23 protein-coding genes are annotated in these 18,439 nt (G+C 71.7%); 7 read left to right on the top strand and 16 right to left on the bottom strand.

The annotated features are described in order from the left end of the window. Window positions 1-60 precede the first annotated feature (60 nt). A complete protein-coding gene (locus ACIP84_RS37185; protein WP_355964376.1) occupies window positions 61-681 on the bottom strand; it encodes an ABC transporter substrate-binding protein in 621 nt (206 codons plus the stop codon). 139 nt (window positions 682-820) lie between these two features. Between ACIP84_RS37185 and dtd the strand changes: the two genes are divergently transcribed. Next, complete coding sequence (gene dtd, locus ACIP84_RS37190; RefSeq protein ID WP_355964375.1) at window positions 821-1,246, top strand: D-aminoacyl-tRNA deacylase; 426 nt, start codon at window positions 821-823, stop codon at window positions 1,244-1,246. A 56-nt stretch (window positions 1,247-1,302) separates the two neighbouring features. Here the strand turns inward: dtd and ACIP84_RS37195 are convergent, their stop codons facing one another. The 6 genes from ACIP84_RS37195 to ACIP84_RS37220 all read right to left on the bottom strand — a co-directional run bounded on the left by ACIP84_RS37195 (window position 1,303) and on the right by ACIP84_RS37220 (window position 6,151). Continuing rightward, window positions 1,303-2,283, bottom strand: coding sequence for a YgfZ/GcvT domain-containing protein (locus ACIP84_RS37195; protein ID WP_401804555.1), 981 nt, complete (start codon window positions 2,281-2,283; stop codon window positions 1,303-1,305). Window positions 2,284-2,292: 9 nt separating this feature from the next. Then, window positions 2,293-2,730: a Fur family transcriptional regulator gene (locus ACIP84_RS37200; protein WP_055600541.1), complete on the bottom strand. Its 438-nt coding sequence runs from the start codon at window positions 2,728-2,730 to the stop codon at window positions 2,293-2,295. 71 nt (window positions 2,731-2,801) lie between these two features. Next, window positions 2,802-3,374 (bottom strand): FABP family protein, encoded by a 573-nt coding sequence (locus ACIP84_RS37205; RefSeq protein ID WP_209496056.1) that lies wholly within the window; start codon window positions 3,372-3,374, stop codon window positions 2,802-2,804. A 238-nt stretch (window positions 3,375-3,612) separates the two neighbouring features. Beyond that, window positions 3,613-4,488, bottom strand: coding sequence for a hypothetical protein (locus tag ACIP84_RS37210; protein WP_355964373.1), 876 nt, complete (start codon window positions 4,486-4,488; stop codon window positions 3,613-3,615). Next, a complete protein-coding gene (locus ACIP84_RS37215; RefSeq protein WP_401804558.1) occupies window positions 4,485-5,333 on the bottom strand; it encodes a hypothetical protein in 849 nt (282 codons plus the stop codon). Before ACIP84_RS37215 ends, ACIP84_RS37210 begins: the two co-directional genes overlap by 4 nt. A 17-nt stretch (window positions 5,334-5,350) precedes the next feature. Next, a complete protein-coding gene (locus ACIP84_RS37220) occupies window positions 5,351-6,151 on the bottom strand; it encodes a hypothetical protein (RefSeq protein WP_401804560.1) in 801 nt (266 codons plus the stop codon). Between the two features lie 211 nt (window positions 6,152-6,362). Between ACIP84_RS37220 and ACIP84_RS37225 the strand changes: the two genes are divergently transcribed. Continuing rightward, entirely contained in the window at window positions 6,363-6,728 is a 366-nt protein-coding gene (locus tag ACIP84_RS37225) for a DsrE family protein (RefSeq protein ID WP_209496053.1), read from the top strand. A 6-nt stretch (window positions 6,729-6,734) separates the two neighbouring features. Here ACIP84_RS37225 and ACIP84_RS37230 read toward each other — a convergent pair whose 3' ends face one another. The 8 genes from ACIP84_RS37230 to ACIP84_RS37265 all read right to left on the bottom strand — a co-directional run bounded on the left by ACIP84_RS37230 (window position 6,735) and on the right by ACIP84_RS37265 (window position 11,988). Next, window positions 6,735-6,998: a DUF3099 domain-containing protein gene (locus tag ACIP84_RS37230; RefSeq protein WP_401804564.1), complete on the bottom strand. Its 264-nt coding sequence runs from the start codon at window positions 6,996-6,998 to the stop codon at window positions 6,735-6,737. Between the two features lie 97 nt (window positions 6,999-7,095). Further along, window positions 7,096-7,383 (bottom strand): DUF1416 domain-containing protein, encoded by a 288-nt coding sequence (locus ACIP84_RS37235; protein ID WP_015035121.1) that lies wholly within the window; start codon window positions 7,381-7,383, stop codon window positions 7,096-7,098. Window positions 7,384-7,432: 49 nt separating this feature from the next. Continuing rightward, window positions 7,433-8,278: a sulfurtransferase gene (locus ACIP84_RS37240; RefSeq protein ID WP_073911714.1), complete on the bottom strand. Its 846-nt coding sequence runs from the start codon at window positions 8,276-8,278 to the stop codon at window positions 7,433-7,435. Window positions 8,279-8,477: 199 nt separating this feature from the next. Next, complete coding sequence (locus tag ACIP84_RS37245) at window positions 8,478-8,558, bottom strand: putative leader peptide (protein WP_350497993.1); 81 nt, start codon at window positions 8,556-8,558, stop codon at window positions 8,478-8,480. 274 nt (window positions 8,559-8,832) lie between these two features. Continuing rightward, the gene (locus tag ACIP84_RS37250; protein WP_355964369.1) at window positions 8,833-9,519 is read right to left on the bottom strand and encodes a DUF2993 domain-containing protein; all 687 of its coding nucleotides are present in this window, start codon (window positions 9,517-9,519) and stop codon (window positions 8,833-8,835) included. Window positions 9,520-9,620: 101 nt separating this feature from the next. After that, window positions 9,621-10,871, bottom strand: a complete 1,251-nt coding sequence (locus ACIP84_RS37255; RefSeq protein WP_401804567.1) for a hypothetical protein — start codon at window positions 10,869-10,871, stop codon at window positions 9,621-9,623. A gap of 10 nt (window positions 10,872-10,881) precedes the next feature. Beyond that, entirely contained in the window at window positions 10,882-11,136 is a 255-nt protein-coding gene (locus ACIP84_RS37260) for a MoaD/ThiS family protein (RefSeq protein ID WP_355964367.1), read from the bottom strand. A gap of 45 nt (window positions 11,137-11,181) precedes the next feature. Then, on the bottom strand, window positions 11,182-11,988 hold the full coding sequence (locus tag ACIP84_RS37265) for an alpha/beta hydrolase (RefSeq protein WP_401804570.1): 807 nt from the start codon (window positions 11,986-11,988) through the stop codon (window positions 11,182-11,184). 226 nt (window positions 11,989-12,214) lie between these two features. On the opposite strand from ACIP84_RS37265, the gene ACIP84_RS37270 reads away from it, so the two are divergent. From ACIP84_RS37270 to ACIP84_RS37290, 5 genes are all read left to right on the top strand, one after another. Then, the gene (locus ACIP84_RS37270; protein WP_401804572.1) at window positions 12,215-13,045 is read left to right on the top strand and encodes a response regulator transcription factor; all 831 of its coding nucleotides are present in this window, start codon (window positions 12,215-12,217) and stop codon (window positions 13,043-13,045) included. Window positions 13,046-13,069: 24 nt separating this feature from the next. Beyond that, window positions 13,070-14,098, top strand: coding sequence for a LacI family DNA-binding transcriptional regulator (locus tag ACIP84_RS37275; RefSeq protein WP_355964364.1), 1,029 nt, complete (start codon window positions 13,070-13,072; stop codon window positions 14,096-14,098). 124 nt (window positions 14,099-14,222) lie between these two features. After that, window positions 14,223-15,359: a trypsin-like peptidase domain-containing protein gene (locus tag ACIP84_RS37280; protein ID WP_355964363.1), complete on the top strand. Its 1,137-nt coding sequence runs from the start codon at window positions 14,223-14,225 to the stop codon at window positions 15,357-15,359. A gap of 32 nt (window positions 15,360-15,391) precedes the next feature. Further along, entirely contained in the window at window positions 15,392-16,120 is a 729-nt protein-coding gene (locus ACIP84_RS37285) for a response regulator transcription factor (RefSeq protein ID WP_401804574.1), read from the top strand. Further along, complete coding sequence (locus ACIP84_RS37290) at window positions 16,117-17,535, top strand: sensor histidine kinase (protein ID WP_401804577.1); 1,419 nt, start codon at window positions 16,117-16,119, stop codon at window positions 17,533-17,535. The genes ACIP84_RS37285 and ACIP84_RS37290 overlap by 4 nt, the downstream gene beginning before the upstream one ends. On the opposite strand, the gene ACIP84_RS37295 is transcribed toward ACIP84_RS37290, so the two are convergent. Further along, entirely contained in the window at window positions 17,500-18,351 is an 852-nt protein-coding gene (locus ACIP84_RS37295; RefSeq protein WP_355964361.1) for a phosphatidylinositol-specific phospholipase C, read from the bottom strand. The two genes, ACIP84_RS37290 and ACIP84_RS37295, sit on opposite strands and share 36 nt — an antisense overlap. Window positions 18,352-18,439 lie beyond the last annotated feature (88 nt).

Below are 18,439 nucleotides of genomic sequence, written 5' to 3' on the forward strand. Positions count from 1 at the left end.
GACCCTACGCACGGCCCCGACCCACCCGCACCCGAGTTTCCGGGGGCCTCCCCTGCCGGCTCAGGCCAGCAGGTCGTCGACCTGCGCCTCGCCCTCCCGGTAGCGGCGGGCGATCTCCGCGCTGCAGTCGTCCGCGGTCCGCTGGAGGTGCTGGCGGCGGCGGGAGATCTGCTGCTCGTACCCGGCGAGCCGCCCCATCCCCGCGTGCAGCTCGTCGTCCGTGCGGGCCGTCAGGTCCGACAGCTCGACCTCCGACAGCATCTCGGACGCGAGCCGCCGGTACTCCTCGCTGCGCGGCGTCGACAGCGTCACGTGCCGGGCCGACGAGCGGTGCCGCGAGGGCACGTCGGCGAGGATCTCGGAGAGCCGGTCGAGGACCGGGGCCTCCGGGTCGGTGCGCCGCGCCAGCTCGGCCCGCAGGATGTCGATACGGCCCTGGAGCATCCGGCGCACGTAGCTCAGGTCGGCCTCGTCGCTCTGCGCCTCCCGGCGCAGGGCGCGCAGCTCGGGCAGCCGCAGCGCACCGAGCTCGGGCTGGGTCCGGTCCGGCAGGGCGGGTTCGGCGGTCCTCTGTACGGGTGGGCGCGAGGCCGGGCCTCCGCCCGGTCCACCGCCCCTGGTTCCGGCGCGGATCAGCGGTACGGGGCCGGACGGCGTCGGCCCGGTGCCAGGTGCACTCATGAGAATCGTCCCCTCGACCGGTGCGGAGCCGCACCGCCTGACACGCATCGTGCCACTCATGCCTGTGCGCGTGCAGGCGCTCTGCACCCGTTCGGCCCCTCATCCGTCGGACTGGTGGCCACTCGGTAGGTTGGGGCCCATGCGTGCAGTGGTGCAGAGGGTGGACGGTGCGAGTGTCGTCGTCGCAGGGGAGACCGTCGGTGAGATCACCGGCGAGGGCTTGTGCGTGCTGGTCGGGGTGACCCACGACGACACCCCGGAGAAGGCCGCCCAATTGGCCAGAAAGCTCTGGTCCGTCCGGGTGCTGGACGACGAGAAGTCGTGCTCGGACGTGAACGCGCCGCTGCTCGTCATCTCCCAGTTCACGCTCTACGGGGACGCCCGCAAGGGCCGCCGCCCCACCTGGAACGCGGCCGCGCCCGGCCCGGTGGCCGAGCCCCTCGTGGACGAGGTCGTCGCCCGGCTGCGCGACCTAGGCGCGCACGTGGAGACGGGCCGGTTCGGAGCGGACATGCGCGTCTCGCTCACGAATCACGGCCCGTTCACGGTGCTGCTGGAGGTCTGACGGCTGACGGAGGGTGAGCGCCAGGGCTGCCGGAGGGCGAGCGACGCCCGACGGCGCTACGGCTCGACGACGGTCTCCTGCGCGGCCGCCGTCGTCCCGGCGATCAGCGGGGCGTCCACCGGCACGTTCCGCTTCACCAGGGCCAGGGCGATCGGCCCCAGCTCGTGGTGGCGGACGGAACTGGTCACGAAGCCGAGCTGGCGGCCCTCCTCGCCGTCGGCGGCGAGCCGGAGCGGGGTGCCGTGCCCGGGCAGCAGCACCTCGCTGCCGTCCAGGTGCAGGAAGACCAGGCGGCGCGGCGGCTTCCCCAGGTTCTGCACCCGGGCGACGGTCTCCTGGCCCCGGTAGCAGCCCTTCTGGAGGTGGACGGCGCTCCCGATGAGGCCGACCTCGTGCGGGATGGTCCGGTGGTCGGTCTCGAAGCCGAGCCGGGGCCGGTGGGCCTCCACGCGCAGCGCCTCGTACGCGAGGATGCCGGCGGCCGGGCCGTGCGAGGCCCCGAAGGACTCCAGGCCCGCGCGGGGCAGGAAGAGGTCGCGGCCGTGCGGGGTCTCCCGTACGACGACTCCCTCGGGCACCTCGGCGATGGAACCGGCCGGGAGGTGGACGACGGCGATGTCGTCCGTACGGTCGGCGACCTCGACCCGGTAGAAGAACTTCATCGACTCCAGGTACGCGACGAGCTCCTCCCGCGTCCCCGGCTCGACGTGCGCCCACACCGTCTCGCCGTCGTCGACGAGGTACAGGGCGTGCTCGATGTGCCCGTTCGCGGAGAGGATCAGCGCCTCGGTGGCCTGGCCGGGCGCGAGGTCGGTCATGTGCTGGGTGACGAGCAGGTGCAGCCAGCTCAGCCGGTCGTCACCGGTGACGGCGACGACACCGCGGTGCGAGAGGTCGACGAAACCGCGTCCGTCGGCGAGGGAGCGCTGCTCGCGGAACAGGTCGCCGTAGTGCGCGGCGACACCTTCGTCGCGGCCTTCCGCGGCGACGGCGCCGGGCAGGGACAGCAGAGGGCTGGTCGTTGAATGTCGCTGCATGGGGCAAGCCTACGACTCGCTGTCCAGCGCCTTCCGCGTGCAGTCCGCGCACCGCCCGAAGATGGCGAAGTGCTTCATGTCGGTCTCGAAGCCGAAGGTCTCGCGGAGCTTCCCGGTGAACTCGGCGGCCACCTCGACGTCCGCCTCGATCACCTCGGAGCAGTCCCGGCAGACCAGGTGCAGATGGTGGTGCCGGTCGGCGAGGTGGTACGTCGGAGCCCCGTGCCCCAGATGGGCGTGGCTCACCAGACCGAGCTCCTCAAGAAGCTCCAGGGTCCGGTAGACGGTGGAGATGTTCACCCCGGACGCGGTCCTGCGGACCTCGACGAGGATGTCGTCGGGCGTCGCGTGCTCCAGGGCGTCGACCGCCTCCAGGACGAGCTGACGCTGCGGCGTCAGCCGATAGCCGCGCTGCCGCAGGTCGCTTTTCCAGTCGGTACTCACCACGCCCCCCAGTGTAGGAGGGCGCGGCGCTCAGCCCCAGGTTCCGGCGGGATCCCGAGGGATCCCGGGGGTTTCTAGCGGAAGAAGGCGATGCCGTCGTCGGGCAGGTCGCCGAGGTTGCGGGCCATGTCCGCGACCTCTTCCGGGGTCACGACCTTCTTCAGGTGCGCCGACATGTACGGCCGCAGCGGGACCTCGGGGGTCGCCTTCTCGCCCACCCACATGAGGTCGCTCTTGACGTAGCCGTAGAGGCGCTTGCCACCGGTGTACGGGCCCGAGGCCGCGGTGCGGGCGACAGCGTCCGTGGCCAGGTCGATCTGCGGCTTCTGGTCGGCGAGCTCGCCGTACCAGATCTCGACGATGCCCTGGTCACGGACCATGACGACCTCGACCTTGCGGTCCTTGTCGATGCGCCAGTAGCCGCTCTCGCTCTCCAGCGGACGGACCTTGTTGCCCTCGTTGTCCAGGACCCAGGAGTGGGACGTGTACTCCAGGAAGTCCCGGCCGTCGTGGCTGAAGGTCACGGACTGCCCGAAGTTGCACTTCTCGGCGCCGGGGAAGTCGGAGACACCCGCGCCCTCCCACGTGCCGAGCAGGAACGCGAGGGGGACGAGGTCCGGGTTGAGGTCGGACGGGATCTCGATCATGAGCAGCTCTGGCGTTCTCTAGAAGTGGTTGGCGAGAAGGATTAGCGCTGGCCCTGGTACAGCTTCTTCACGGCCAGACCGGCGAAGGCGATCACGCCGACGGCGACCAGGACCAGCAGGATTTCGAAGAAGATGATCACAGGGTGCTCCTCGACTGAGCAGTGAAGGCGGAACGGGCCGGACCCCAGCTTAGTGGGCGGGGGCCCGGCCCACTCGGTGAGGTGGGTCTCGCCGATGATCAGCTCAGCAGCTGGGCCTGCAGCGTGACCGTCTGCTGGAACGGGACGGGGAGCGCCGCGCCCTCGCGGGCCTGGACGACCAGGCCGAGCGTGTCACCGGCCTGGATGTAGGCCCACCGTGTCTGCTCGGGTCCGTAGGGCTTCCGTTCGTCGAAGGAGTACAGCGAGAGGAACGGGAGACGGACGTCCTTCAGGGAGGAGTCCAGCGTCTCGCCGTCGACGCCGGCCGGGAGCCGGCTGCCGCGCGTGCCCGTGTCCAGGACGTCGTCCTTGAACGCCTCCGCGAACGCGACCGAGGTGAACCGCATCAGGTACACCCGGGTGGACGTGCCGTCCGGCGTCGTCCAGCCGCGGGCCGCGACGTGCCGCAGCGCGGACTCGGCCAGGGCCTCCTTCACCGCGCCCCGGTCGTCGGCGTGGAAGTGCGCCAGGTACGTGTCGAGGCCGACCCAGCCGCCCTTGAGCTTCGGGTCGACCGTGGCGCCCGCCGGCGCGGGCAGCAGCAGCTGCCGGAGGTCGGCGTGGTGGATCTCGCCGTCGTTGCCCTCGGTGTACGGACGCAGGGCGCCCTCGGGCAGCGCCGGAAGGGTGAGCTTCGGGTACTCCCAGCGACCGTCGGACTCGGTCGCGAGCCCCGGTACGTCGGTGCGCTCCATGGCGGTGATCCCCATGGCCGTACCGGTGCCGACACCGCCGAGGACGAGCACGGCGGCGGTCCAGCGGGCGATGCCCCGGAGCAGCGGCCGGCGGGACTTCTTCGGCTTCTCCGGCTTCCCCGGCTTCCCCGGCGCGGGGCCGGCGACCGGGGCGGGGGCGGGTGCCTGGCCCTGCGGCGGGGCCTCCGTCTCGGGCTGGGTCAGGGTCTGCTCGGTCATACGTACTCCCCCGGGGATGCGATGTGGTCGAGCTGCTGCGTCAGCAGCTTCGCCACCCGCGCCTTGTCGAACGGCTTGGCGCCCGCCGCCTTGACGGTGACGAAGACCTCGGAGTCGTACGCGAGGCAGAACATCTCCTCCAGCGCCGCGGCCCGCTCCTTCTTGTCCAGCGAATCGTCGACGGGCGCGACGTAGCAGACGGCGTTCCGGTGGTCCTTCACCTTGGGCCCCTTCGGGAACTCCAGGAACTCCATGACCTCCTTGCGCAGCCGGTAACTGTCCTTGATCCGCTTCTTGTCCTTCATCCGCGCGAGCTCCACGGAGACGACGACGTCGTTGTTCAGGTCCGCGAAGGAGCGGACGCCGATGCCCTGGACGCCGAGCTTGTCCACGTTCTTCTCGAAGGTGCGGCGCTTCTTCCCGGAGAGACCCTCGCCCGACTGCTTCATCAGGGCGGTGGCCTCCGCGGCGCCGAGCTCGCCGTCGTTGCCGTACAGCTCCTCGTCGGGGCCGAACTCGTACCCCTCCGGGAGCGGCAGGAGAAGCTTGCTCAGCGGCGTTCCGGCCTTGCCACGCGCCAGCGGGGCGGCCGGGTCCTCGTCCTGCGCGGACTCCTCGGCCGCGCCCCACACCGTCGTCGGCGCGGTGCGGTCGGCGGAGGAGGCGGTGAGCGCGGTGTAGGTGACGCCGCCGCCGATCAGGCCGAGGACGAGCACGGAGGGCAGGACGACCCGGAGCAGGACCCGGCGGGCACCCCGGCTCACCACCGGCTCGGCTTCGGTCCCGGCTTCGGTCCCCGCTTCGGCGGCGGGTTGGGCGGCGGGTTCGGTCACGGGTTCGGTCACGTCGTTCCGGTCCTCACTCACAGGCGCCCCAGCTGTCGCTCGGCCAGCGAACGGATGTCTTTCGCGGAGATCTTCCTGGTGTCGATGACGAAGATCTCCACCGCGATGTCACCGCGGTAGAAGTAGGCCCTGGCCTCGTACATGTCGAGGTAGCCGGCCTTCTTCCGCACCGGGAAGACGTAGTAGCGGCCGTTGGCGGAGCCCTTGAGCTCCGTGCCCTCGCTCTCGGCGAAGTCCTCCTCCGGCATGTAGGCCTGCTGCTCCTCGACGAACTCCTGCGCTCCGAGGACGTCGCCGGCGCGGTACTGGACCAGCCGGATCTCGGTCTCCTTGTACTCGCCCGTCGCCCAGGACGCGACCGCGATCCGCCGGATGCCGATCTCCAGCTGGTCGTCGAGAGCGTTGCCCGGCCTGTTGAACTGCGAGGCGAACGCGGACACCGGCATCCAGCCGTCGGCGTCGGCGAACTCGGACTTCTTCGCTCCGGCGGGCTTCGGCAGCAGCAGCTTCCGCAGGTCGCCCTCCGCCTTCGTCCGGAGATCCTCGGAGGCCGGGAGCGGCTTCGCCTTCTCCCCCTCGGGGAGCGGCTTCGCGGGGTACGCGAGGCCCGGCTGGTTCAGGGCGGGCAGTGCGGTCGGCTCGCGTTCCGCCTGGATGCCGTATCCGACGGCGGTGCCGCCGACGAGGCCGATGACGGCGGCGACGGCGATCAGCCCGACGGTACGCAGGACCCGGCGGCGGGGCCGTACGGCGACGGGCGCGGCCGACTCCGCTACCGGCTCAGCTTCCGACGCGACCGGCCCTGTGACCGGAGCCACATCCTCCGGCGCATCCCGCGACACGACCGGAGGCGCGGTTTCCGTACCCGGGTCCGGGTTCGGCGGTGGTGCCGTTTCCGGATTTCGGGTGCTTTCTTCGTTGCTCAAGAGTCCCCCCACGAGACCTGAAGCGCGGATTCCGTCATCCGCGCACCCACCAGACACGTGGGGGACACCGGGGGTTGCGGTGGCGCACATTACAGTTCGGCATATGCCGAAGAAGCTCGTGATCAAGGTGACCGCGGGGGCCGAGGCCCCCGAACGCTGCTCCCAGGCCTTCACGGTGGCCGCCGTGGCCGCCGCCAGCGGCGTCGAGGTCTCGCTCTGGCTGACCGGCGAGTCCTCGTGGTTCGCCCTCCCCGGCCGCGCCGCCGAGTTCGAGCTCCCGCACGCCGCGCCGCTCCCGGACCTCATCGACGGGATCGTGGCGGCCGGTGGGCGCATCACGGTCTGCACGCAGTGCGCGGCCCGCCGTGACATCGAGGAGAAGGACCTTCTGGAGGGCTTCCGCATCGCCGGCGCCCAGCTCTTCGTCCAGGAGGCGATGGCGGACGGGACGCAGGCGCTCGTCTACTAGGCCCGGTCAGGGCTCCCGGCGCTTCTTGCCGTCCAGCTCGTCCCACCACTCGTCCGACTTCGGGTCGCCCGAGGGGTCGTCCCACCAGCGGTCCTCCGGGCCCCGCCGGTTCGCGACCATCGCGGCGACCGGCGGGATGGCCATGGCGACCACACACATGCCGATGGCCACCGGCATCGAGAAGAGGCGCACGACGGCCCAGGCGCCCACGAAGAGCAGCAGGCAGGCGCCCATCATCCAGAAATAGACGTGGCGACGTCGTGCGTACACACCTTCAGGGTACGACCGAAGGGCCGTGCCTCAAGTCCTGGCAATGGCGTCCAACCCCCCAGGAGGCACGGCCCTTCGGCCGGTACGGTGTCGCGGATCAGACCGCGATGGCGACCTCGGCGAGGCCACCGTGCTGCGCCACGACCTGACGGTCGGCGGTGCCGCCGGGGACCAGGGCGCGGACGGTCCAGGTGCCCTCGGCCGCGTAGAAACGGAACTGGCCGGTGGCGGAGGTCGGGACCTCGGCCGTGAACTCGCCGGTCGAGTCCAGGAGGCGGACGTAACCGGTGACGGGCTGGCCGTCCTTGGTCACGAAGCCCTGGATGGTGGTCTCACCGGGCTTGATCGTCGAGGCGTCGGGGCCGCCGGGCTGCGCTCCACACATGTCGTTCTGTCCTTACGGTCGAGGGGTCCGGAGGAGGGAGGGTCCGGGGTTACTTGTTGGCGCCGAGCTCGATCGGCACGCCGACGAGGGAGCCGTACTCGGTCCACGAGCCGTCGTAGTTCTTGACGTTCGTGACCTCGAGCAGCTCGTGCAGGACGAACCACGTGAGCGCGGAGCGCTCACCGATGCGGCAGTAGGCGATGGTGTCCTTCGCCAGATCGACCTGCTCGTCCTCGTAGAGGGCCTTGAGCTCGTCGTCCGACTTGAACGTGCCGTCGTCGTTGGCGTTCTTCGACCACGGGATGTTGCGGGCGCTCGGCACGTGGCCGGGGCGCTGCGACTGCTCCTGCGGGAGGTGCGCCGGGGCGAGCAGCTTGCCGGAGAACTCGTCGGGCGAGCGGACGTCGACCAGGTTCTGGGCGCCGATCGCGGCCACGACGTCGTCGCGGAAGGCGCGGATCGAGGAGTCCTGGGCCTTGGCCTTGTACTCGGTGGCCGGGCGGGCCGGGACGGCGGAGCCGTCGACCAGGTCGCGGGAGTCGAGCTCCCACTTCTTGCGGCCGCCGTCGAGGAGCTTCACGTCCTGGTGGCCGTAGAGCTTGAAGTACCAGTAGGCGTAGGAGGCGAACCAGTTGTTGTTGCCGCCGTAGAGGACGACCGTGGTGTCGTTCGCGATGCCCTTGGCCGAGAGGAGCTTCTCGAAGCCCTCCTGGTCGATGAAGTCGCGGCGGACCGGGTCCTGCAGGTCCTGGGTCCAGTCGATACGGATGGCGTTGCGGATGTGGTTCTTCTCGTACGCCGAGGTGTCCTCGTCCACCTCGACGATGGCGACCTGCGGGTTGTCGAGGTTGGCCTCGACCCAGTCCGCGTCGACCAGGACGTCGCTGCGAGCCATGCTGTTCTCCTCCGGGGCAGTGTGCGGCGGTGTGGTGCGGGTGTGCGGTGCGGTACGCCTCGTCGCGGGCGGCTCGTCGGGTGACGTGTCAGGGACGTGTCGGGCAAGCGGACGTGCGTGACGGACGTGCGTACGGCTACACGGGGCGGCCCCGACCTCGGTCGGAGGGCCTGAGGAATACGGGAGTGGTGAGTCCCGCTCAGACGGAGCGACAGAGCATGGCGGCGACGCGGCACAGGTCTACTGCCCGCCGCTTCGTGAGATCCGCCTGTCGCTTCATGCCCTCGATCGTAGGGACGGACAGGCGGCCGTGTCACCGGTGTGTCGTATTTTGAGACGCGATCGTCCGAGATGCGAGACGCGATCACGGTACGAGAGTGCTCCGGACGTCTCCGTACCGGGGCGTCCGGTTCTGATTCTGCTGGTCGGACAGCAATGTCTCAGCATGTGACCAACGAGTACGCGCCCGAGGCCGTACGGCCGGACGGCTCGACGGGCCGGGTGGCCCTCCGGGGCCGGGTGGCCCTCCGGGGCCGGGTGGCCCTCCGGGGCCGTCAGCCCGCCAGGACGACGTCCTTGCCGGTCACCGAGATGGCGAGGCCGTCCGGCCTCGGTTCGACCTTCTCCACCTTCATCCCGGCGATCGCGCCGATCGACCGGTCGAAGTCGGTGCGCGCGCGGACCAGGTCCTCGATACCCGGGATGCCCTCGCCGGGCACCTCGTCGGCGCGGACGCGGATGGTGTCGCCGTTCACCACGGTCACCGTCGAGAGGACCGTACGGGTCAGGGTGCGGCCCATCACCTTCACGCCGCCGGTCACCTTCACCTTGCCGTTGCCGCCGTAGGCGACGACGGCCTCGCGGTCGGACGCGGCCGTGAGGTCCGCGTACGAGATGAGGGCCGTCCCGGTCGCGGAACCCGCCTTCGCACCCGACCAGTCGCCGGTCACGGTCACGTCCCGCAGCGCCACGTTCAGCTCGCCGACCCGGATGCTCTTGTCGCCCGCCGTCGCGGTGACGCCGGTCAGCCTGACGTCGACCTCGTCGAGCCGCTTGTCCGCGACCTGGGTCAGGAACGGGAAGCCCTTGATGTCGACCTCGACGGCCTCGCTCTTCGCCGAGGAGAGCTTCACCCGGCCCGCCGCCTCGTCCTCGGCGTATGCCACGGCCAGCCGGTCGATCCCCACCAGGACCCCGCCCAGCACGACGGCCACGATCAACAGAATCCGCAGTGCTCGCATGGACTGTGCGTCCCCCCTGGAAATGGATGAAGTCCGGCCCCCCGACACGAAGATCGACGTGCCGGGGGGCCGGTTGGTTCCCTCCTGGTCCCCCGGAGGGGTCAGACCAGAGCCCGGCCCAGCAGGTAGACGGCGGGTGCGGCGGCCGTCAGCGGCAGCGCCACGCCGGCCGTCATGTGCACGAAGCGGGACGGGTAGTCGTAGCTCGCCACCCGCAGGCCGACGAGCGCGCAGACCCCGGCCCCCAGGCCGAGCAGCGCACCGGAGGAGCCCAGGTCGGTCAGACCGCCGGCCGCGACGCCCGCGCCCGCCGAGGCCAGCAGCGCGGCGATCAGGGAGACGGGTCCGGGCAGCGGGAGCGCCCGGGCGAGGACGGCCGCGGCGACCGCGACCCCGCCGACGACGACCGCGTCAGGGTCGGCGCCCAGGTGTCCGGTGGCGACGACGGTGAGCGCCGCCGAGGCGATGGTGGCCATCAGGCCGTACATGCGCTCGTCCGGGTCGGCGTGGCTGCGCAGCTGGAGGACCAGGCAGAGCAGCACCCAGACGCCGAGCGTGCCGAAGATCGCGGCGGCCGCGTTCTCCCGGCCGGTGACGAGCAGGGTCGCGTCGGCGGCGAGGCCGCCGGCGAAGGCGAGGGCGATGCCCTGGCGGGCGGGCCACATGCCGTTGAGCCGGAACCAGCCGGCGGCGGTGAGGCCCTGGAGCAGCACGAGCGGGACGAGGAGCCCGTACGTGCCGAGGGCGGCGCCGCCGGCGAGCAGCAGTCCGAGGACGGCGGTCAGCGCGGCGGGCCGCATCCCCGGCTCGATGATCGGCGAGCGGCCCTCGGCACGGGCGCGCTGGGCGTCGGTGATGCGGGTGTTCCCCGAGGTGGTCGGCGAGGACCAGCCGGGACCCGCCTCGGCGGCGGGCGCGGGGGACGCCGGAACGGGCTCCGCGACGGGCGCGGAGGCAGGGGCAGGGGTGACGGCGGCGGCGAACGGCTGCGGCTGGTGCTGCGCCTGCGCCTGCGCCTCCCCGTAGTACGCGGCGGGGGTCCCGTACGACTCGTAGGGGGCCTGGCTCGACGCGTACGCCTCGTACGGCTGCTGCTGCTGCTGGGGCTGGTGGTGCGACGGGTGCGGCTGCTGGTAGCCCTGCTGTGCGTGCGCGGCCTGCGCGGCCTGCGCCCGGTCGGCCTGGACCTGCTCGTACGTGACGGCCGGCTGGAACTGGGTGTCCCAGGTCTGGCCCTCCCAGGTCTGGGTGACGTCCGCGGGGTTCTGCTGCTCCTGGTGACCGTCCCCGGTCCCGTTCCCGTTCGCGTACGGGTCGTACTGCTGACCGCCGTAGTACTGGTCGTTGCTCATGCTCTGGGGTTCACCCTCCTGCGAACGGGGGGAGCACCTCGACCGTGCCGCCCTCGGCAAGCCGTACCGTCTCATGGCTCCTGGTCCCGACGGGGTCGCCGTCGACCAGGAACGAGCACCGCCTGAGGACCTGGACGAGCTCGCCCGGGTGCTTCGCGCGGGCCGCGTCGAGGGCCTCGGCGAGGTGCTGGGCGGTGTACGGCTCCTCCGCGACACCGGCGGCGGCCTTGGCCGCGGCCCAGTAGCGGATGGTTCCCGCTGCCATAGCGGCGCTCCCTTCGTTCGTGTGCGCGCCGCCCCCCATGATGGGCTATGCGCGCGTCAGCCAGTTCCCGATGCGGGCGAGCAGCTCCTCGTCCGCCGCGTTCTCGGCGTGGCCCATTCCCCGCTCCAGCCACAGCTCCGCCTCGCCGGCCCCGGCCAGCATCCGGGGGTGGTCGAGCGGGAAGTACGCGTCCCGGTCGCCGTGCACGATCAGCAGCGGGGTCGGCGCGATCAGCGGCACCGCCTCCACGGGGGAGAGGGGTACGGGGTCCCAGGCGCGGCTGTCGATGCGGGTGCGGAGCCCGTACCGCCCGACGAGGCGCCCCGCCGGCCGGGTGACCATCCAGTGCAGGCGGCGCATCGGCTGCGTCCCCCGGTAGTACCAGCGGGCGGGCGCGGAGACGGCGGCGACCGCGTCGGCGTGTCCGTCCGTCTCCCGGGCGAGGGCCGCGTGGCGCAGGACGACGGAGCCGCCCATGGAGAAGCCGACCGTCGCCACGCGCGCGTGGCCGAGCTCACGTGCCCAGCGGACGGCGGCGGCCAGGTCGAGGACCTCCCGGTCGCCGAGGGTGGAGAGGCCGCCGGAGGCGCCGTGGCCCCGGAAGGAGAAGGTGATCACGGCCGCGCCCCGCTGGGCGAACACCCGTGCGGCGCGGCGGACGGCCGGGCGGTCGGCCGACCCGGTGAACCCGTGGGCGACGACGACCGCCGTATCGGTGACACTTGCCGGAGAGGGTTCGTAAACCGCCTCGATCCGGACATCGTCATCCGTACGCAACATTGCCCGCCGGGAGCCGGAAGTGATCAGGGAGACATCCACCATATGAAATCGACCCTCTCCCTCTGAACTCATGTGGGCTATTCTCCTTGGCAGAGGATCCGGGCGACGCAGCCCCCGGGTCCTTTTGCGTTTTCCGACCGTTGTTACGGACGGATGAACAAAAGCTCTCCGGGCGCGAGAGCCGGCAGTGATCTGTACGAAGCAGTGCACGTCCTCGCAGGGACCGAGGAGGAACCGACGTTATGAGCGAGCGACCGAAGCACGACCGACCGACGGCAGGGACGGCAGGTGGTGCGCGATGAGCGCCTTGCTGCTCCTGACCAACGCTCTCCAGCCTTCCACCGAGGTGCTGCCCGCCCTCGGTCTGCTCCTGCACAACGTCCGGGTGGCCCCGGCCGAGGGCCCGGCCCTCGTGGACACCCCCGGCGCGGACGTGATCCTCGTCGACGGGCGGCGCGACCTCCCCCAGGTCCGCTCGCTCTGCCAGCTGCTCCGGTCCACCGGGCCCGGCTGTCCGCTGATCCTCGTCGTCACCGAGGGCGGTCTCGCGGCCGTCACCGCCGACTGGGGCATCGACGACGTCCTCCTCGACACGGCGGGGCCCGCCGAGGTCGAGGCGCGGCTGCGGCTCGCGATGGGCCGCCAGCAGATCGTCGCGGACGACTCCCCCATGGAGATCCGCAACGGCGACCTGTCGGTCGACGAGGCGACGTACAGCGCCAAGCTCAAGGGCCGGGTCCTGGACCTGACCTTCAAGGAGTTCGAGCTCCTCAAGTACCTGGCTCAGCACCCGGGCCGGGTCTTCACCCGCGCGCAGCTCCTGCAGGAGGTGTGGGGGTACGACTACTTCGGCGGCACCCGGACGGTGGACGTCCACGTACGGCGACTGCGGGCCAAGCTCGGCCCCGAGCACGAGTCGCTCATCGGCACCGTGCGCAACGTCGGCTACCGCTTCGTCACCCCCGAGAAGGTCGAGCGGGCGGCGGAGGAGGCACGCGCCAAGGCCGAGGAGTCCCGTGTGCAGGAAGAGGCGCGGGCGACCGCCCGCGTCAAGGACGCCACGGGGGAGGTCACCCCCCTGGCGGACAGGAACGTGGCGGATGCCACAGTGCGACCTGCCGGTAGGTAGGTCACCCCGCGTAGACTGCCGCGCGTGGCCAAGGTGACGCGGGATGACGTAGCTCGACTGGCAGGTACTTCGACCGCGGTCGTGAGCTACGTCATCAACAACGGACCCCGGCCGGTCGCCCCGGCCACGCGCGAGCGTGTCCTCGCCGCGATCAAGGAACTGGGCTACCGCCCCGACCGGGTCGCCCAGGCGATGGCGTCCCGGCGCACGGATCTCATAGGCATGATCGTGCCGGACGCGCGGCAGCCGTTCTTCGCGGAGATGGCGCACGCGGTCGAGCAGGCCGCCGCCGAGCGCGGGAAGATGGTCCTGGTCGGCAACTCCGACTACCGCGACGAGCGCGAGGTCCACTACCTGCGGGCCTTCCTCGGCATGCGGGTCTCCGGTCTGATCCTGGTCAGCCAGGGCATGAGCGAGCGGGCCGCGAGCGAGATCGAGGCCTGGGACGCGCGCGTGGTGCTGCTGCACGAGCGGCCCGAGGCCCTGGACGACGTGGCCGTCGTCACCGACGACATCGGTGGCGCACAGCTCGCCACCCGGCACCTCCTGGAGCACGGCCACGCGTACGTGGCCTGCATGGGCGGCATCCCGAACACCCCGGCCGTCGGCGACCCGGTCGCCGACCACGAGGAGGGCTGGCGGCGGGCCATGCTGGAGGCGGGCCGCTCGATCGAAGGCCGGCTCTTCCAGGCCCCGTACAACCGCTACGACGCCTACCAGGTGGCCCTCAAGCTGCTCGCGGGCCCGGACAGGCCGCCGGCCATCTTCTGCTCGACCGACGACCAGGCCTTCGGTGTCCTGCGGGCGGCGCGCGAGCTGCGCATCGAGGTGCCGGCGGAGCTGGCGGTCGCGGGCTTCGACGACGTGAAGGAGGCGGCGCTCACCGACCCGCCGCTGACCACGATCTCCTCGGACCGGCCGGCGATGGCCCGTGCGGCGGTCGACCTGGTCCTGGACGACTCGCTCCGCGTGGCGGGTTCGCGCCGCGAGCGCGTGAAGCTCTTCCCCTCGGCCCTGGTGGTCCGCCGCTCCTGCGGCTGCGACGGCGACTGAGCGGTTCGCCCCGCCGAGAGCCCTCCCTTCCGGGAGGGCTCTTTATATCGGGCATACAGGCTTCTGTCGGGCTTCTCAGCCGGTCCTCAGACGGCTCTCATGAACAGCTCCGAGAGTCATTGCCATGACGGACTTCCAGGAGCAGCAGCCGCAGCAGCCCTACTACCCGCCGCACCCGCCGAGGCCGCCCTACGCCCCGGCCCAGCCGCCGGTGGGCGCCGAGCAGACCGCCACCCAGCCGATCGTCACCGAGCCCGGCACCACCGTCTGGCCGTCGGGTGGGCACGTACCGCCGTCGGGTCCGCCCGCCCCGCCCGTCGCCCCCCTGGGCGCCCCGGCCGCCGCGCCCGCCGGAGGCCCCGGCTCCCGGCGCCGCGCCAAGCGCGGGGTCGGTCTCATGGCCGCCGTGGCCATCGCGGCCGCCGCGATCGGCGGCGGTACGGCGACGCTGGTCCAGCAGGCCACCTCGGACGCCCCCGTCGCCGCCGCCTCCTCGAACGTGAACGGCACCAACGTCTCCACCGGCAACACGGGCACGGTCGCCGGCGTCGCCGAGGCCGTCTCCCCCTCCATCGTGGAGATCTCGGCGAGCTCCACCTCCGGCAAGTCCACCGGCTCGGGCGTGATCATCACCGCCGACGGCGAGATCATCACCAACAACCACGTGATCTCCGGGGCGTCCGAGATCACCGTGCAGCTCAGCGACGGCAAGTCCTACCGGGCCGAGGTCGTCGGCACCGACCCCGACAAGGACCTCGCCCTCATCAAGCTCCAGGGCGCCTCCGGCCTCAAGACCGCCACCCTCGGTGACTCGTCCAAGGTGCGGGTCGGCGACCAGGTCGTCGCGATCGGCTCCCCCGAGGGCCTGACCGGGACCGTCACCAGCGGCATCGTCTCGGCGCTCGACCGGGACGTGACCGTGGCCAAGGACGACGGCGGCCAGGAGCAGCAGCAGGGGCAGCAGCAGTACGACCCGCGGCAGGGCTGGCCGTTCGAGTTCGGCGGACAGCAGTTCAACGGCGACACCGGTTCGTCGAAGACCACGTACAAGGCGCTGCAGACCGACGCCTCGCTCAATCCGGGGAATTCCGGCGGCGCGCTGATCAATATGAACGGCGAGATCATCGGAATCAATTCGGCCATGTATTCGCCCAGTTCTTCGAACGGTTCGACGGCCGGCAGCGTCGGTCTCGGATTCGCCATCCCGGTCGACACGGTGAAGGCCGACCTAGACCGCCTGCGCGCGGGCGGCGACAGCTGACCGGCGACCGGGCGGCATGCGACGCTGAGCCCATGACCGCCCAGCGACACGAGCCCGAACGCATCCTCATCGTCGACGACGAGCCCGCCGTACGGGAGGCCCTGCGCCGCAGCCTCGCGTTCGAGGGGTACGGGACGCAGGACGCCGTGGACGGACTCGACGCGCTCGCCCGGATGGAGTCGTACGCCCCCGATCTCGTCGTCCTCGACGTCCAGATGCCCCGCATGGACGGGCTGACGGCGGCCCGCCGCATCAGGGCGTCCGGCTCGACCGTGCCGATCCTGATGCTCACCGCGCGCGACACGGTCGGCGACCGGGTCACCGGGCTCGACGCGGGCGCGGACGACTACCTCGTGAAGCCGTTCGAGCTGGACGAGCTGTTCGCCCGGATCAGGGCGCTGCTGCGGCGCAGCTCGTACGCCTCCGTGACGGCCTCCGGCCCGGCCGACGCCGACGTCCTGTCGTTCGAGGACCTGCGGATGGACCTGGCCACCCGCGAGGTGACCCGGGGCGGGCGGACGGTGGAGCTGACGCGGACGGAGTTCACGCTCCTGGAGATGTTCCTGGCGCACCCGCGGCAGGTGCTGACCCGGGAGCAGATCCTCAAGGCCGTATGGGGCTTCGACTTCGAACCGAGCTCGAACTCACTGGACGTGTACGTGATGTACCTGCGACGCAAGACGGAGGCGGGCGGCGAGCCGCGCCTCGTGCACACGGTGCGGGGCGTGGGATACGCGCTGCGCGGAGGGGGCGGGGAGTGAGAAGTCCGCTCGCCTGGTTCCGGTCGCGGCCGCTGCGGTCGCGGCTCGCGCTGCTCACGGCGTTCGCGGTGGCCGTGGCGGTGGCGGCGGTCTCGCTGGCCTGCTGGTTCGTGACACGGGCCCAGCTGGAGGCCGAGCTGGACTCCTCGCTGCGCAACAGCAGGCTGGACACCGCCTCGGTGGAGACCCTGCTCGGCATGTGCCGCCAGGGCGCCAACCCGCCGCCGCTGGGCGGCTCGTACACGGTGCAGGTGATCCTCGCCGACGGCACCGTGTGCACCTCCGGCAAGGCCGGGATCCCGGCCGGGGCCGGGGATCTCGCCGTGGCGCGGCGGCAGCTGGATTTCGCCCTGCACACGGTGAAGGACGACGCCGGACGGGAGATGCGGGTCTTCACCTACCCGCAGCAGGGCCCGCTCGCGATCGCCGTCTCCGTCGCCCGCCCCCTCGACGAGATCGACAACTCGATGTCCACCCTGCGCTGGGTGCTCCTGCTGGTCTCCGGGATCGGCGTCGTCGGCGCGGGCGCGGCCGGTCTGTGGGTGGCGCGGACCGGTCTGGAGCCGGTGAACCGGCTGACCGGGGCGGTCGAGCACGTGGCCGCGACCGAGGACCTGACCGTGCGGATCCCGGTCGAGGGCGAGGACGAGATCGCCCGGCTCTCGCGTTCGTTCAACGCGATGACGGCGGCGCTCGCGACGTCCAGGGACCGGCAGGCGCAGCTGATCGCGGACGCCGGGCACGAGCTCCGCACGCCGCTGACCTCGCTCCGTACGAACGTCGAGCTGCTCGCGCGCAGCGAGGAGACCGGCCGGGCGATCCCGCCGGACGACCGGCGGGCGCTGATGGCCTCGGTGAAGGCGCAGATGACGGAGCTGGCGGCGCTCATCGGGGACCTCCAGGAGCTGGCGCGGCCGGACGCGGCGCAGCAGGGGCCCCTCGAAGTGGTCCCGCTCCACACGATCCTGCGGGCGGCCCTGGACCGGGCGCGGCTGCGCGGCCCCGAGCTGGCCTTCGTGACCGATCTGGCGCCCTGGTACGTACGGGCGGAACCGGCCGGCCTGGAGCGGGCCCTGGTGAACGTGCTGGACAACGCGGTGAAGTTCTCACCGCCCCGGGGCAGGGTCGAGGTGACCCTGATGCGCGGCGAGCTGACCGTCCGCGACCAGGGTCCCGGCATCGCCCCGGACGAGCTCCCGCACGTCTTCGACCGGTTCTGGCGCTCCCCGTCGGCCCGCAGCCTCCCGGGCTCGGGTCTGGGCCTGTCGATCGTGGCCCGTACGGTCCACCACGCGGGCGGCACGATCGCCCTGACCCCGGCGGAGGGCGGCGGCACCGTGGCGACGCTCCGTCTGCCGGGGGCGCCGACCCCGCCGCCGTCAGTTGTGGCGGATGAGGGACTCGACGAGGCCTGAGCGGGTGTTCGGGTAGTCCAGGACGGTGATGCCGAGGCCCTTCCAGGTGTTCGCCGTGCCGTCCAGGAAGCCGTGGACGCGGGGGTTGAGGTTGTCGGAGTTCCACCGCGGCGGCAGCGAAGCGGACGTGCTGACGAAGTTGATGTACAGCTTGCCGGGCTGCTCGACGGCCTTGCGGTAGTGGGCCTCGATCTTGGGGTACTTGGCGTTGGGCAGGGCGTTCCAGTCGTCCTGGAGCGCGATGGCCCCGCCGTCCCACCACTTGAGGCCGGGCAGTCCGCCGTTGTCGGCGATGAGGACGACCTTGCCGCGGGCCTCGCCCAGGGAGGGGACGGTGTCGCCGATGCGGAACAGCGGACGCCAGCCCCGGTTGTCGAGGTAGTCGGTGAAGACGGCGCCGAAGGTGGCGTCGGAGTCCGAGGAGTACTCCTGCTTGACCCTCATCAGGACGGTCTCGGAGGGGTGGGCGGCCAGGAAGTCGCGGCAGGCGACGAGGACGTCGCCGAACATCATGTTCTGGTACGAGGCGCCGTGGTGGATGGCGAAGGAGCCGCCGGTGACCCGGCAGCGCACGTCGAGGAATCTGATTCCGGCGGCGAGCTGCTGCGCGATGGTGGTGTTCTGGCACTCGGACCAGGGGCCGCCGAAGCGGGCGCCGGAGTCGTGGGTGCCGGGGATGGTGAGCTTCTGGAGCGGGGTGGGGTCGCCGTGGCCGGCCATCCAGTCCTGGGTCGTGGCCGCCCGTGCGGAGGGGGCGCCGACCAGGAGGACGGCACCGGCTGCCGCGGCTCCCGCGAGAAAGCTTCTACGGTCCATGCGCGGAGTATGACGTGCACGCGTCAGCATGCGCCAGGGTGCCGCGGCCCTGGACACGCCGGAGCGCCGCGCCCGTAGACACGCCGGA

Origin of the sequence: Streptomyces sp. NPDC088707, assembly GCF_044752725.1 — a bacterium.
Classification (GTDB): Bacteria; Actinomycetota; Actinomycetes; order Streptomycetales; family Streptomycetaceae; genus Streptomyces.

What these genes read in the sequence shown, in the direction of transcription:
- ACIP84_RS37225 (WP_209496053.1), top strand. Translation starts at nt 6,363, where the DNA reads ATGCCGAAGAAGCTCGTGATCAAGGTGACCGCGGGGGCCGAGGCCCCC.
- ACIP84_RS37280 (WP_355964363.1), top strand. Translation starts at nt 14,223, where the DNA reads ATGACGGACTTCCAGGAGCAGCAGCCGCAGCAGCCCTACTACCCGCCG.
- ACIP84_RS37235 (WP_015035121.1), bottom strand. Translation starts at nt 7,383, where the DNA reads ATGTGTGGAGCGCAGCCCGGCGGCCCCGACGCCTCGACGATCAAGCCC.
- ACIP84_RS37265 (WP_401804570.1), bottom strand. Translation starts at nt 11,988, where the DNA reads ATGAGTTCAGAGGGAGAGGGTCGATTTCATATGGTGGATGTCTCCCTG.
- ACIP84_RS37245 (WP_350497993.1), bottom strand. Translation starts at nt 8,558, where the DNA reads ATGAAGCGACAGGCGGATCTCACGAAGCGGCGGGCAGTAGACCTGTGC.
- ACIP84_RS37185 (WP_355964376.1), bottom strand. Translation starts at nt 681, where the DNA reads ATGAGTGCACCTGGCACCGGGCCGACGCCGTCCGGCCCCGTACCGCTG.
- ACIP84_RS37285 (WP_401804574.1), top strand. Translation starts at nt 15,392, where the DNA reads ATGACCGCCCAGCGACACGAGCCCGAACGCATCCTCATCGTCGACGAC.
- ACIP84_RS37270 (WP_401804572.1), top strand. Translation starts at nt 12,215, where the DNA reads ATGAGCGCCTTGCTGCTCCTGACCAACGCTCTCCAGCCTTCCACCGAG.
- ACIP84_RS37295 (WP_355964361.1), bottom strand. Translation starts at nt 18,351, where the DNA reads ATGGACCGTAGAAGCTTTCTCGCGGGAGCCGCGGCAGCCGGTGCCGTC.
- ACIP84_RS37205 (WP_209496056.1), bottom strand. Translation starts at nt 3,374, where the DNA reads ATGATCGAGATCCCGTCCGACCTCAACCCGGACCTCGTCCCCCTCGCG.
- ACIP84_RS37250 (WP_355964369.1), bottom strand. Translation starts at nt 9,519, where the DNA reads ATGCGAGCACTGCGGATTCTGTTGATCGTGGCCGTCGTGCTGGGCGGG.
- ACIP84_RS37240 (WP_073911714.1), bottom strand. Translation starts at nt 8,278, where the DNA reads ATGGCTCGCAGCGACGTCCTGGTCGACGCGGACTGGGTCGAGGCCAAC.
- ACIP84_RS37255 (WP_401804567.1), bottom strand. Translation starts at nt 10,871, where the DNA reads ATGAGCAACGACCAGTACTACGGCGGTCAGCAGTACGACCCGTACGCG.
- ACIP84_RS37195 (WP_401804555.1), bottom strand. Translation starts at nt 2,283, where the DNA reads ATGCAGCGACATTCAACGACCAGCCCTCTGCTGTCCCTGCCCGGCGCC.
- dtd (WP_355964375.1), top strand. Translation starts at nt 821, where the DNA reads ATGCGTGCAGTGGTGCAGAGGGTGGACGGTGCGAGTGTCGTCGTCGCA.
- ACIP84_RS37260 (WP_355964367.1), bottom strand. Translation starts at nt 11,136, where the DNA reads ATGGCAGCGGGAACCATCCGCTACTGGGCCGCGGCCAAGGCCGCCGCC.
- ACIP84_RS37210 (WP_355964373.1), bottom strand. Translation starts at nt 4,488, where the DNA reads ATGACCGAGCAGACCCTGACCCAGCCCGAGACGGAGGCCCCGCCGCAG.